We start from the raw sequence: 214 nt of genomic DNA on the forward strand, positions 1-214 counted from the left end.
CGTTGGTGGAGCCTAGCGGGATCGAACCGCTGACCTCCTGCGTGCAAGGCAGGCGCTCTCCCAGCTGAGCTAAGGCCCCGATTTAATAGAAGATGGTGGGCCTGAGTGGACTCGAACCACCGACCTCACGCTTATCAGGCGTGCGCTCTAACCAGCTGAGCTACAGGCCCATCTTTCATATCGAAGATATGATGTTGTAGGATCTTTTGCAAGT

General features: G+C 55.1%; 2 tRNA genes. Both read right to left on the bottom strand.

Going from position 1 to position 214, the window contains the following annotated elements:
- Positions 1–3 precede the first annotated feature (3 nt).
- Positions 4–79 (bottom strand) — tRNA-Ala (locus OIT90_RS19325).
- Positions 80–93: 14 nt separating this feature from the next.
- Positions 94–170, bottom strand: a tRNA-Ile gene (locus tag OIT90_RS19330).
- Between the last annotated feature and the right edge of the window lie 44 nt (positions 171–214).

This window comes from Bacillus sp. ABR (assembly GCF_056172715.1).